An 11767-nucleotide genomic window follows, 5' to 3' on the forward strand; every position below is an offset into this window, starting at 1 on the left:
CACCAGGTGTGCATACCGGCTTGGATGACCCCACTTTCCAGCCTTATATGAGGATCCAGTTGCTAGTGGAGTGACATGCACCGAGACAGTAGGATCAGGCGAACCGGCGGGAGGGGGCGGGTTGGATGATCCGTGCGTACAAGTTCCTGCTGCGGCCCACCGTCCGACAGGTTCAGGCGCTGGGCGAGATGCTGCGGGATCACTGTTCCCTTTATAACGGAGCCTTGCAGGAACGCCGGGACGCCTACCGCCACAGCTCGAAGAGCACTGTCAGGTATGGGATGCAGTCCGGTCAGCTCAAGGAGATCCGGGCATTCGACCCGGAGCGCCAGGGCCGCTGGTCCTTCTCCTCGCAGCAGGCGACGCTGCGCCGTCTGGACAAGGCGTTCGTCGCGTTCTTCCGTCGGATTAGGTCCGGGGACACCCCGGGTTATCCGCGATTCCGTGGGGTGGGCTGGTTCGACACGGTGGACTTCCCGAAGGACGGGGACGGCTGCCGCTGGGACTCCGCCCCGCACGACCCGGTCACCCGCGTTTGATTCCAGGGTGTCGGGCATGTGAAGGTCAACCAGCACCGGCCGGTCATAGGCAGAGTCAAGACCGTCTCGGTCAAGCGCGAGGGCCGCAGATGGTTCGTAGTGCTGACCGCTGAACAGGACCAGCCGCAACCGCTGCCCTCGACCGGCAGTGTGGTCGGCATCGATCTGGGTGTCGCAAACTTCCTCGCCGATTCCAACGGCGCCTTCGTCTCCAACCCTCGCTACGGGCGCAAGGCATCCGCGCAGCTCGCAGCCGCACAGCGGGCCCTTTCCCGGTTCCCGCGCCGCAGGGTCAGGGACCGCACCGCCAACCACCGACGCGCCGTGGAGAAGGTCGCCCACCTCCACGGCAAGGTTCGCCGCCAGCGGCTGGACCACGCACACAAGACCGCGCTCGACTTGGTCCGCGCGCATGATTTCATCGCGCACGAAGACCTCAAGATCCGCAACATGAGCAAGGCCCCGGTGCCGAACCCCGACGCCGATGGGCGGGGCACCTTCCTGCCGAATGGGGCCACCGCGAAGGCCGGGCTCAACAAGTCGATCGCTGATGCCGGTTGGGGGGTGTTCCTCACGATCCTGCACGCCAAGGCTGAAAGCGCCGGACGGGAATTGATCGCCGTGGACCCCCGCAGCACGTCCCGGACCTGCCCCGAATGCGGGCACGTCGCCAAGGAGAACCGGCCATCCCAAGAGAAGTTCCATTGCGTCGCCTGCGGCCACACAGCGCATGCCGACACGGTGGGAGCCCTCAACGTTCTACGGGCCGGGCTGGTCCGTCGCGACGCCCCACCGGTGTAGCGAGAAGCCCCCGGCCTCGGCCGAGGGAGGAGTCACGGCGGACTCGATACCCGGTGCAGCAGTGCGCCGTCAAACATCCAGGCAAGGACGGCAAGGATCACCTCGCCATGCAGGGCCTGATCCGTAGTCAGCCCAGTTCACGAGCGTGTCCAGGGCTCAGTAGGCTGGAGGACATGCCAGAGGAAGTCCGTCCATCCCCGGATCCCCGTGACGAACTGCGCGCCGACTGCGGGAGCTGCTTCGGGCTGTGCTGTGTCGCCCTGCCCTTCGCCCGCTCGGCCGACTTCGCGATCGACAAGGGCGCGGGGGAGCCCTGCCCCAATCTGCGTGACGACTCCCGGTGCGGCATCCACACCCGGCTGCGGCCGGGGGGTTTCACTGGCTGCACGGTCTATGACTGCTTCGGGGCCGGGCAGCACGTCTCCCAGGTGACCTTCGGCGGCGAGGACTGGCGCTCGGGGCCGAAGGAGCGCGCCCGGCTGATGTTCGACGTGTTCCCCGTCGTGCGCCACCTGCACGAACTGCTGTGGTACCTGAACGAGGCCCTGACGCTGCCCGCCGCACGTCCGGTGCACGCCGACGTCCGGCGCCTGATCTCCACGACCGAGCGCCTCACCCGGCAGACCCCGGAGGAACTGGCCGCGCTGGACGTCGGCGCGCACCGGCGGACGGCCGGCGAACTGCTGCTGCGGGTCAGCGAACTCGTACGGGCCGGCGGGGGCCAGAAGAAGGACCGGCGGGGCGCGGATCTGATGGGGGCCCGGCTCAAGGGTGCCGACCTGCGGGGCGCGAGTCTGCGCGGGGCGCTGCTCGTCGCCGCCGACCTCACCGGGGCCGATCTGCGCGGGGCCGATCTGATCGGCGCCGACCTCCGGGACGCCGATCTGACCGACGCCGATCTGACCGGGGCCCTGTTCCTCACCCAGCCCCAGCTCGACGCGGCCCGCGGCAGCGCCGGCACCCGCCTCCCGGACTCGGTCTCCCGCCCTGGCCACTGGACCGCCCGGAGCTGAGAGCCCCACCTCCCGGAGCTGAGAGACCCGCTCGGGCCGACAGCGGCACCCCTCCCGTCGGGCAGCCCACGCCGGGTGGGGTGCGGCCTCACTCGGTCGCGCCCGCCAGGGTCGCCGCCCGTCCCGGCGCCACGGGTGCGCGCCGTTCCAGATGCAGGCGCAGCCCCTCCGGCATCAGGGTCAGCCGCTCGGCCACCCGCAGCCGGTAGCCGGGGTCGGGCCGCAAGTCGTAGCGGCGCAGCAGCAGTCCGAGGACCAGGGTCGCCTCGTGCAGCGCGAACTGGCGGCCGATGCAGGCGCGCGCCCCGGTGCCGAACGGCTTGAAGGTGTGCGCGGGCCGGGCCCGTACCGCCTTCGCGTCGAAGCGGTCCGGGTCGAAGCCCTCCGCGTCGGCGCCCCACACCCGCGGGTCGCGGTGCAGCATCGCGGTCAGCACCAGTGCCCACGCCCCCCGCCGCACCGGGTGGACACCGCCGAGCACGGTGTCGTGACGGGCCTCGCGCGCGAACGCCGGTGCCGTCGGCCACAGGCGCAGCGACTCGTCGAGGACCCGGCGGACGTAGCGGAGTTTGGCGACCTGCTCGTAGCCCGGCCGGTCCGTGTCGCCCCAGACGCGTTCGACCTCGGCACGCGCGCGGGCGGCCGTCTCCGGGTGCTGGGCGAGGTAGTGCAGGGCGAAGGACAGGGCGCCCGAGGTGGTCTCGTGGCCGGCGATGAGGAAGGTGATGACCTGGCGGCGGATGTTCTCGGGGGTCAGCCGTTCCCCGGTCTCGGGGTGCGCTGTCTCCAGCATGCGGTCGAGCAGGTCGCCGTCGCCGCCGGCGCTCCGGCGGGCGGCCACCACGGCGTCGACCGTGCGGTTGAGGTAGGCCATGTCCGCGGCGTTGCGCCGGGAGGCGCTCCGCAGCAGGAGCGGCGCGAGCGGGACCGGGACGACGTTGAGGCGCTGCGCGTAGGTCAGCGTGCCCACCATCGCGTTCACGAAGGGCTGCGGCCGGGAGCGCTCGAAGGAGGCGAAGTCATGGCCGAAGCCGGTCCTGGCGATCGTCTCCAGTGTCAGCTTCGTCATGTCGCCGGGCACGTCCACGGCGCGGCCCGCGGCCTGCTCCCGGTCCCAGTGGTCCGTCAGCCGCTCGGTCACGGCCAGCATCATGGGGTGGTAGCCCTCCATGGCCTCGCGGCCGAATCCGGGGGCGAGGACGTCGTGCGCGAGCTGCCAGTTGGGTTCGTGGTTGTAGGCGGTGAACAGTCCGTCCCCGGCGACCGGCCGGAGGTTGGCGACGCCCAGGCCCACATGCTTCGCGAACCGCGACTCGTCGGCCAGTTCGGCGGCGAGGTCCGCGCCCCAGACGAAGACGATCTCGTTGCGGAAGGCCCGGCGCCGGAAGATCGGTCCGAGCTCCTTCCCGAACCTCATCGAGTCCTGGAGAGGGGAACGGACGTTCGCGCCGAGCACATCGCCGACCAGCGGGACGCGGCGAGGCGGGTGCGGGATGCGGTGGAGCTCCGGCCAGCCCAGTTCCGCGCTGCGGAACCCCTTGGGCCGCGCCGCCGCCTTCGTCTCCGCCATGACGCCATCTCCCTTGTGAAACGGGCAGGTTGAGTCTGTTGTACGTGGGTTCAATAGCGGAGTTCAGTCTGATCCCGTTGTTGAACCGGCGTCAAGTAAAGTGCGGGCATGACGGGGAAGCAGGGGGAGCGAGCACGCCGTCGGCTCAGTACCGAGGCACGCCGGGAGCAGCTTCTGTCGGTCGGCGCCCGTCTGTTCTCGGAGAGTCCGTACGACGACGTCTGGATCGAGCAGGTCGCGGAGATCGCCGGAGTCTCGCGCGGACTGCTGTACCACTACTTCCCGACGAAGCGGGACTTCTTCGCCGCCGTGGTCGAGCGGGAGAGCGGGCGGATGCTGCGGATGACCGCGGCGGTGCCCGGTGTCCCGGTGCGCGAGCAGCTCGGCGCCGGCCTGGACACCTTCCTCGGGTACGTGGAGGAGCACGCGCATGGGTTCCGTGCCTTCCACCGTGCCGACGCGGCCGGTGACCAGGCCGTGCGCAGGGTCTACCAGCAGGCCCTCGCCGCGCAGGAGCGGCAGATCCTCTCGGCCCTCGCCGCGGATCCCGAGCTCGGCCGGTCCGCCGAGGACCGGCCCGAGCTGCGGATCGCCGTCCGGGGGTGGCTGGCCTTCACCACGGCCGTGTGCCTGGAGTGGCTGCGGGGAGCGGACCTGACCCGTGATCAGGTGAGGGATCTGTGCGCGCGGGCGCTGATCGGCGCGATCACGCCCTGAGGCCCGCCCCCGGCTGCCGCGACGCCCGTTCCGGCCGGGCGAAATTCCGTGCCCGGCCCTTCGATCGGCGCGGTGTGGTTGGCGTACGCCCCGATCTTCGATAGGTTAGGCAAGCCTTACCTAAGGAGGAAGCTGATGGGTGACCGTCACACCTGGACGGCCGCGCCCGCCGCGGCGGAGCACGCCCGCTCGGTGCTCGCCGCGGCCTGGTCCTGCGCGGTGAGCGCCGAGGGCGGCCGGGAGGAGTTCGTCGGCGCGCACTCCGTCGCCGCCGACGGCCGGGTGCTGCTGCGGGTGCCCGAGGACAGCGCGCTGCTCGCCGCGGCCATCTGCTCCCCGCGCGGAGAGCCGTCCGCCGTCCTGGAGTTCGCCGACGTCGCACCGGTTCCCGTACGGAACCGGATCCGGGCCCGGCTCTGGCTCGCCGGCTGGTTCGTCCCCGAGGACGGACAGCTCTCGTTCCGGCCCACCCGCGCGGTGCTGCGCCGCCCCGACGGGACCGTCGTGGTCGACCTGGACGAGCTCGCCGAGGCCCGGCCCGACCCGCTCGCCCTCGCGGAGGCCCAGCTCCTGACCCATCTCGCCGACTCCCACCCCGACGCCGTCGAGCGGCTCACCCGTCTCGTCGAGGCGGACAGCCTGCACGGCGCGGTGCGCGTCCAGCCCCTCGCCGTCGACCGCCACGGACTCACCCTGCGCATCGAACGGGCCCGCGGCAACGGCGACGTACGCCTGCCGTTCCACGCACCCGCCGACGACGTCTCCCAGCTCACGGAGCGCATGCACGTCCTGCTCACCCAGGCGGGCCTCGCCTCCTGCCCCCGTCCGCTACAGCGGCAGCGCACAGACCGCGAGGGGTGAGGCGAACGGTTCGCCCGCGCGCCGGAGTTCACCGCTCTCCTGGTCGACGCCGAAGACCGTGACCGTGCCCGACCGCTGGTTCGCCGCGAACAGCAGCCGTCCGTCCGGCGAGAGGGCGATGTGCCGCGGGAAGTCGCCGCCGACCGGCACCGTGTCCAGCAGCCGCAGCCGGGCTCCGTCCGCCTCGACGGCGTACCGCGTCAGGCTGTTGTGGCCCCGGTTGGCGAGAAACGCGTACGACCCGTTCGGTGTCACCAGGAACTGGGCCGGGTAACTCGTGCCGCCTCCCGTGCCCGTGGACTGTGCCTCGCCCACCGAGAGTCGGCCCGTCGCCGGGTCGTAGCCGCACACCGCCACCGTGTTGTCGGCCTCGTTGGCGAGATACGCGTACCGGCCGCCGGGGTGGAACGTGAGGTGGCGCGGGCCCGCGCCCGGCCTCGTGCGCGCCCGGGAGGTCTCGGTGAGAGTGCCCCGGGTCTCGTCCAGACGGTAGGTGTACACCGTGTCGGTGCCCAGGTCGGCGGCGAGCAGATGTCCGCCGTCCGGACCGGTGACGAACTGGTGCGCGTGCGGGCCCTGTTGACCGGGACCGGGCGCCGGGGACGTGTGCGTGACCAGATCGGTGCGCTCGCCGAGCGCGCCGGACGCCTCGATGGGATGCACCGCGACGCTTCCCGACGCGTAGTTCGCGCTCAGCAGCCAGCGGCCGCTCGGATGCACGGACAGATGGCAGGGACCCGAGCCGCCGGTGGAGCGGCTGCCGAGCACCTCGGTCCCCGGGAGACGCACGGCCGTCACCGCGCCCGCGTTCTGCTCGTCGACGGCGTACAGCGCCCGGCCGTCCGGATGCACGGCGAGGAAGGACGGGTTGTCGACGCCCGCCACCACGCCGCCGCCGGTGATCGCGCCGGTCGCCGCGTCGTACGTGGCGACACCGATCCCCTTCCCGCCGCCGTTCCCCGAGGTGTAGGTGCCCAGGAACAGCCGACGCGGACCGGAGGCCGGAGCCGGGGACGAAGGCGCCGACGCGGAGGCGGAAGCCGGGGACGAGGGCGCGGACGCGGAAGAGGAGGGACCGGCCGCCGGCGCCTTCGGGCGTGGCGTCGTCCCGGCGGGATCCTCCCGGGACCCCGCGCAGGCCGGTGCCGCCGCGATCGCGGCGGCACCCGCCAGCGCGCCGACGAAACGGCGTCGGGTCCAGCCGTCGCCCGCGCCGCGCGACGGCCCTGCACCACTGCTCATGCCTGCACCTCGGGGTGTCGGTTGCCTCGGCCGGAACGGCCACCTTGGCGTGCGACACCCCTCACGTGCAACAACGGCCCCGCGCGTTGCGCTCCACGCAACGCGCGGGGCGTAACGCCTGGATCCGCGCGGGGCGCACCGCCGGTATCTACCAGTCGCCGTCCCCGACGGGCTTGCCCGGCGCGTCACCGAGGGGCTGGACCTGATGGGGCGCGGGCTGCTGCCAGGGCTCGTGGTCGTCGCCCAGCCAGTCGCCCACCGGCTTCACCCCACCGAGTTCGTCCGTGGGTGCCAGGTCGGCGGCGTCCTGGTCGTAGTAGTCGAACCAGGGGAGCCCCGCGCGGGTGTACGCGGCGCGGTCCACCGGGGACGGGGGCGGCGCCTCGCCGGTGATGCGACGCCACTCCGGAGGCGTCACCAGGTGGACGAACACGCGTCCGGCCGGCTCCTTCGCCCAGGCCTTCAGCGGCCGGTCGTCCCGGTAGACCTCCTGACGCATCGAACCGCCGACCCCGAGGCCCATCGCCGGGGCACTGCGCGCACGCGGGGCACCCCCGGGACGCGCGGCTCCGGGCGCGGCGCCCGGAGCGGGCGGTGCGGCCATCATCGGCATGGCCGCGCCGTACCCGCCCAGCGTCCGGGGCATCCGCATGCTCTCCTCGGCCCGGCGGCGCTCCGCCTCCCGCCACGCGGCCAGCTCCCCGGCCTCCAGCGGGAACGACTGGAGCTGGACACCGCCCCAGACCTCCTCGCCGGTGACCTGGCCCTCGACCGTCGCCCCGAGACCCAGCGGCACGGCCACGAACTGGCGGACCGTCCCCTTGCCGGAGTTGATGCCGTCGAGCCACGGCTGCCGGGGGAGGACGACGTAGTTCTGCGGGTCACGGGTGAGCCGGGAGCTCCACGGCTTGCCGGAGACGGCACACACCTTGCCGACGCCCACCTGCAACGCGGCCGGCTCCGACGTCCCGCCGAAACTCAGCCACATGGCCTCGCGCAGATACACCGGCAGCATCACACCGCCGCGCGCCCGCCACTCGGCGGGCACCCGGTCGCCGTAGTCCTCGACACGCCGGACGGGGAACTCGCCGAGCCCCGGCGGCAGCGCGTGCGTGCCCGTCTCGGGCAGCCGCAGCGTCCGTATGAACCGGACCTGCACCCCGCCCGGCAGCCGCAGCGCGTTCCCGTCGATCCGTACGGTGTCCTCGGTCATCCGCCCGCCCCCTCGTTCTCCTGCCACCGGCCACGCCGTGCGGATCACCGCCACGGCGTCGTGCCGTTTCCTCTCACGGAACTCGTCATCTAGAACGCCCGGAGGCCTCGGAACGGTTCCGGTTCCGGCGCGGCCCGCGCAGCCGGTTCCGCAGCCGGGTGAGGCGCGGCCGGCGCTCGCGCTGCTCACGGGTGCAGCGGTCCAGCTCCTCGAACAGCCGCCGGGTGCGGTGCTCGGTGTCCAGCTCGTCGAGGATGCGGGTGACCTCGGTCAGGACGGAGCCGTGGAGCTGCCACTGGCTCGGGTCGCGCCGGACCTCCTCCAGGAAGAGCTGGGCCAGCTTGTCGCGGGTGGTGGCGGCGGCGGCGAGTTCCGCGCTGAGCCGCTCCTCGGCGGACACCGCGTTCTGGGTGACATCGGTGGTCACCAGCACCGCGAAGCTGACGATCGCGTCGGCGACCTCCGACAGCAGCTCCTGGAGGACCGCTCCGGCCTGCGGTTCGAACAGGGGGCGGGGTTCCCGCTCCTTGGCCAGGTCGGTGAGGCTGCGCGCGAGGACCCGCAGGACCACCGTGCAGATCTCCAGGGTGTCCAGGCCGGTGCGCAGCACGACCCGGTGCATCAGGCCCTCGCGCACCCGCGGGTTGAGCTTCAGGCTGTCCTCGGCCTGCCGCAGGGCCGCGTCCACCCCGGCGATGTCGTTGTCCAGCCGGCGGGCCTCGTGCAGCCGCTCGGCCGCCACGTGGAAGGGCGTGTGCGCGGCGGCACCCTCGCCCACCCGCAGCATCAACTGCCGCATCCGGCGTGCCAGATCCTCGATCTGCTCCCCGGCCATGTCGACCCACACGGGCGGCGCGAGCACGAGGTTGCAGGTGAGGCCCACGACCGCCCCGATCAGCGTCTCCAGCACGCGGGCCCACGCGGTGTCGCCCACCCGGGTGACGCCGAGGACCAGCATGGCGCTGATCGCCACCTCCGGCACGAACTCGCTGACCCGGACCAGATGCCCCACCGCCAGCGAGGCGAGGATGATCAGCCCCAGACTCCACCAGGTCAGGCCCACCAGGCTGCTGAAGCCGATGGCGATGACGACGCCCACCACCACGGAGTTCACCCGCCGGATCGCGGTGGTGATCGTCGAGTACAGGGTGACCTGGACGACCAGCAGCGCGGTCAGGGGCGCGGTCAGCGGAGCGGGTTCGGGACTGAGGTGAATGGCCACCACGTACGCGATCGTCGCGGCGGCCGTCGACCGAAGTGTCTGGACGACCACCGGCTCCCGGCGCCGCTCCACGATCTTCGCGACGGATGCCGTCCACTCACCACGTGCCTCGTGCATCCTTGGGGCCTTCCCGTTTAACACGGGTACCGAACGTGTCGATTGCGGACCGTATCTGTCCGCAAGGGGTCCTAGATTGAATGCATCGACAGGGACGGACCCCATCAGGAGGCACCGGAATGAGCGCGACGAGCAACGTCCAGGGCATCGAACTGCTGACGCTGTCGCACGACCGGCTGCGCGCCGTGGCCGCCGGTGTGCCGCAGAGCGCCTGGTCGGCGCCGACGCCGTGCGGTGAGTGGACGGTGGCCCAGGTGCTCAACCACGCCCGGCTCGACCAGCAGGCGTACGGCGCGGCGGTCACCGGCACCGGGTGGCCCGAGTCGGACGCCTTCCACCCGGACGACGTGCTGGAGGCCGACGTCACGGCGGCGCTCGACAAGGTCCTCACCCAGGTCGCCGACGTCTACGCGGGGCTGCCCGCCGACGCGGAGGAGGTGGCCACTCCGCTCGGGCCGCTGCCGTACCGCGTGGCGGCCGCCGCGGCCGCCATGGACGCGGGCGTGCATGCCTGGGACATCGCGGTGGCGACCGGCCAGGCGTCCCCCCTCGACGACGACCTGGCCGGCGGCATCCGGCTCGCGGCGGACCGGCTGGCCGACCACCTGCGCGACGCCTTCGGCGTGTTCGCCGCCGCCCGCGAGGTCCCGGAGGGCGCCGGCCGGGCCGAGGCGCTGCTCGCCTTCCTGGGCCGTGACCCGCACTGGGCTCCGGCCGGATCCTGAGGAAACAGCGGGGCGGGTCGCCGGGGAGCGTCGTGAGCCCGGCGACCCCACCTCGGCCCACCGGCGCCCGAGCGGCCGTCGCGGTTCAGTCGCGCAGCTTCGCCAGGAAGGCGGACAGATGGCCGACCGTCCGGGCGATCTGCTGCTCCGTCGTGAGGGTCTCCTCGAAGCGGCTTCCCGATGGCAGGGCCTTCTTCCCCCGGACGTAGAGGGAGCAGGCGAGGTCGGCGCAGATGTAGATGCCGACCGAATTGCCCTCGCGGCCCGCCGCGCCCGCTTTACGGGCCGTCATCAGCGAGACCCCGTCCACCGGGTGCGTGGTCAGGCACAGCGAGCACATGCTGCGGCGCAGGAGCCCGCGCCGGGAGGACGGAAGCCGCAGGGTGACGCCCACGAGGCCGCCGTCCCGTTCGGTGACGAGAAAGCCGCGGTCGGGCGCGCCGGGATCTCGCCAGCCCAGGAAGTCCAGCTCGTCCCAGGGGCGTTCGTCGAGATCGCGCGGTGTCACGAGCCGCTTCGCCTCGCCCCTGGAGCAGTTGACGAACGAGGTGCGGATGTCCTGCTCGGTGAGCGGTCTCATGGGTGCCTCCCGGTGGTGGTGACGATGAAACCTAGGAGTCCTAGGTTTTGGTCGAAGGTACCTAGTTCCGGGAATGGGGGCCAGCGGATTTCGGGACCCGTGGACGCCGTCACGAGGGCTGCGGACGCGTGGGGTCACCTGGCACAGTGACCTCATGGACGAGGGGGACGCGGACGGGTCGGAGCGGGCCGAGCGGGCACTCCGGGAAGCCGGGCTGCCGCCCGGGAGCCTGGTCGGCCGCCGGGTCCTGTCGGGGGGCACGTACAACGCCGTCGAGGAGCTGACGCTCGCCGACGGCAGCCGCTACGTGCTGAAGGTCCCGCCACCGCCCACCGTCCCCGCCCTCGCGTACGAGCGGCGACTCCTGCTCTCCGAGGCGGAGTTCTACCGCCGGGCCGCCACCGTCGGTGTACCGGCGCCCTCGCCGGTGGGAGACCGCCGCGACGGCCACCTGCTGATGACGCATTGTCCCGGCGAGCCCTGGGCGGACCTCCGCGAGGGCGAACGCGGGCCGCTCCGCCGGGAGTTGGGTCACCTCGTGGCCCGGCTGCACAGGGTGACAGGACCGGGCTTCGGCTACCCCTCCGGCGCGCTCGGCCCGCTCGCCCCCGACTGGCGGACCGCCTTCACCGGGATGTACGAGGCACTCCTGGACGACGCCCGCGGCTACGGTGCCTGGCTGCCGCGCCCCATGGACGAGGTGGCCAGGATCGCGCGGGCCGCCTTCGGCGCCCTGGAGGAGGTCACCGTCCCCCGGCTCGTCCACTTCGACCTGTGGCGGGGGAACATCCTGGTCGAACGGACGGACGCGGGCCCGCGCATCAGCGGTCTGATCGACGGCGAGCGCATGTTCTGGGGAGACCCGCTCGCCGACTTCGTCTCCCTGGCCCTGCTCGGAGACATCCGTCAGGACGCCGACTTCCTGACGGGCTATCAAGAGAGCCGAGGGGCCGTCACGTTCGACCGGGCGACGCGAGTACGCCTTGCTCTGTACCGCAGCTACCTCTACCTGATCATGCTCGTCGAAACCGTCCCCCGCGCGTCCGGCGGCGAACGGGTCGCCTGGGTGCGCGAGACGGTGGCCCCGCTGCTGACGGCCGCCCTCGACGAGATCGGCCGGGGTGCGAACACCCCGGCCGACAAAGCGCTTTAGTGCCGCCTCACCAG

The 11767-nt window shown here is 72.4% G+C and carries 10 protein-coding genes and 1 pseudogene; 6 read left to right on the forward strand and 5 right to left on the reverse strand.

The window, feature by feature from the left end:
• Nucleotides 1-125: 125 nt before the first annotated feature.
• Both ACIQ7M_RS23050 and ACIQ7M_RS23055 read left to right on the forward strand, forming a co-directional pair.
• Nucleotides 126-1340 (forward strand): annotated as a pseudogene (locus tag ACIQ7M_RS23050) (RNA-guided endonuclease InsQ/TnpB family protein).
• Nucleotides 1341-1513: 173 nt separating this feature from the next.
• Nucleotides 1514-2353, forward strand: a complete 840-nt coding sequence (locus ACIQ7M_RS23055) for a pentapeptide repeat-containing protein (protein WP_403647262.1) — start codon at nucleotides 1514-1516, stop codon at nucleotides 2351-2353.
• An 88-nt stretch (nucleotides 2354-2441) separates the two neighbouring features.
• Here the strand turns inward: ACIQ7M_RS23055 and ACIQ7M_RS23060 are convergent, their stop codons facing one another.
• On the reverse strand, nucleotides 2442-3923 hold the full coding sequence (locus ACIQ7M_RS23060) for a cytochrome P450 (RefSeq protein WP_403647265.1): 1482 nt from the start codon (nucleotides 3921-3923) through the stop codon (nucleotides 2442-2444).
• A 108-nt stretch (nucleotides 3924-4031) separates the two neighbouring features.
• On the opposite strand from ACIQ7M_RS23060, the gene ACIQ7M_RS23065 reads away from it, so the two are divergent.
• The gene (locus ACIQ7M_RS23065) at nucleotides 4032-4640 is read left to right on the forward strand and encodes a TetR/AcrR family transcriptional regulator (protein ID WP_403647267.1); all 609 of its coding nucleotides are present in this window, start codon (nucleotides 4032-4034) and stop codon (nucleotides 4638-4640) included.
• A 135-nt stretch (nucleotides 4641-4775) separates the two neighbouring features.
• Complete coding sequence (locus tag ACIQ7M_RS23070) at nucleotides 4776-5501, forward strand: DUF2470 domain-containing protein (RefSeq protein ID WP_403647269.1); 726 nt, start codon at nucleotides 4776-4778, stop codon at nucleotides 5499-5501.
• Here ACIQ7M_RS23070 and ACIQ7M_RS23075 read toward each other — a convergent pair.
• The 3 genes from ACIQ7M_RS23075 to ACIQ7M_RS23085 all read right to left on the reverse strand — a co-directional run bounded on the left by ACIQ7M_RS23075 (nucleotide 5469) and on the right by ACIQ7M_RS23085 (nucleotide 9295).
• Nucleotides 5469-6743: a lactonase family protein gene (locus ACIQ7M_RS23075; RefSeq protein WP_403647272.1), complete on the reverse strand. Its 1275-nt coding sequence runs from the start codon at nucleotides 6741-6743 to the stop codon at nucleotides 5469-5471. The genes ACIQ7M_RS23070 and ACIQ7M_RS23075 overlap by 33 nt on opposite strands.
• Before the next feature lie 148 nt (nucleotides 6744-6891).
• On the reverse strand, nucleotides 6892-7956 hold the full coding sequence (locus ACIQ7M_RS23080; RefSeq protein ID WP_403647275.1) for a hypothetical protein: 1065 nt from the start codon (nucleotides 7954-7956) through the stop codon (nucleotides 6892-6894).
• A gap of 85 nt (nucleotides 7957-8041) precedes the next feature.
• On the reverse strand, nucleotides 8042-9295 hold the full coding sequence (locus tag ACIQ7M_RS23085) for an aromatic acid exporter family protein (protein ID WP_403647278.1): 1254 nt from the start codon (nucleotides 9293-9295) through the stop codon (nucleotides 8042-8044).
• Between the two features lie 119 nt (nucleotides 9296-9414).
• Between ACIQ7M_RS23085 and ACIQ7M_RS23090 the strand changes: the two genes are divergently transcribed.
• The gene (locus tag ACIQ7M_RS23090) at nucleotides 9415-10020 is read left to right on the forward strand and encodes a TIGR03086 family metal-binding protein (protein WP_386988096.1); all 606 of its coding nucleotides are present in this window, start codon (nucleotides 9415-9417) and stop codon (nucleotides 10018-10020) included.
• A gap of 85 nt (nucleotides 10021-10105) precedes the next feature.
• Here ACIQ7M_RS23090 and ACIQ7M_RS23095 read toward each other — a convergent pair whose 3' ends face one another.
• Entirely contained in the window at nucleotides 10106-10600 is a 495-nt protein-coding gene (locus ACIQ7M_RS23095; protein WP_403647282.1) for an FBP domain-containing protein, read from the reverse strand.
• A 154-nt stretch (nucleotides 10601-10754) separates the two neighbouring features.
• On the opposite strand from ACIQ7M_RS23095, the gene ACIQ7M_RS23100 reads away from it, so the two are divergent.
• A complete protein-coding gene (locus tag ACIQ7M_RS23100) occupies nucleotides 10755-11753 on the forward strand; it encodes a phosphotransferase family protein (protein WP_403647284.1) in 999 nt (332 codons plus the stop codon).
• Nucleotides 11754-11767: the final 14 nt, after the last annotated feature.

It is taken from the genome of Streptomyces sp. NPDC096324, from assembly GCF_044763015.1.
Lineage (GTDB): Bacteria > Actinomycetota > Actinomycetes > Streptomycetales > Streptomycetaceae > Streptomyces.

Coding starts and splice junctions, on each gene's coding strand:
- ACIQ7M_RS23055 (WP_403647262.1), top strand. CDS start 1,514: ATGCCAGAGGAAGTCCGTCCATCCCCGGATCCCCGTGACGAACTGCGC.
- ACIQ7M_RS23060 (WP_403647265.1), bottom strand. CDS start 3,923: ATGGCGGAGACGAAGGCGGCGGCGCGGCCCAAGGGGTTCCGCAGCGCG.
- ACIQ7M_RS23065 (WP_403647267.1), top strand. CDS start 4,032: ATGACGGGGAAGCAGGGGGAGCGAGCACGCCGTCGGCTCAGTACCGAG.
- ACIQ7M_RS23070 (WP_403647269.1), top strand. CDS start 4,776: ATGGGTGACCGTCACACCTGGACGGCCGCGCCCGCCGCGGCGGAGCAC.
- ACIQ7M_RS23075 (WP_403647272.1), bottom strand. CDS start 6,743: ATGAGCAGTGGTGCAGGGCCGTCGCGCGGCGCGGGCGACGGCTGGACC.
- ACIQ7M_RS23080 (WP_403647275.1), bottom strand. CDS start 7,956: ATGACCGAGGACACCGTACGGATCGACGGGAACGCGCTGCGGCTGCCG.
- ACIQ7M_RS23085 (WP_403647278.1), bottom strand. CDS start 9,295: ATGCACGAGGCACGTGGTGAGTGGACGGCATCCGTCGCGAAGATCGTG.
- ACIQ7M_RS23090 (WP_386988096.1), top strand. CDS start 9,415: ATGAGCGCGACGAGCAACGTCCAGGGCATCGAACTGCTGACGCTGTCG.
- ACIQ7M_RS23095 (WP_403647282.1), bottom strand. CDS start 10,600: ATGAGACCGCTCACCGAGCAGGACATCCGCACCTCGTTCGTCAACTGC.
- ACIQ7M_RS23100 (WP_403647284.1), top strand. CDS start 10,755: ATGGACGAGGGGGACGCGGACGGGTCGGAGCGGGCCGAGCGGGCACTC.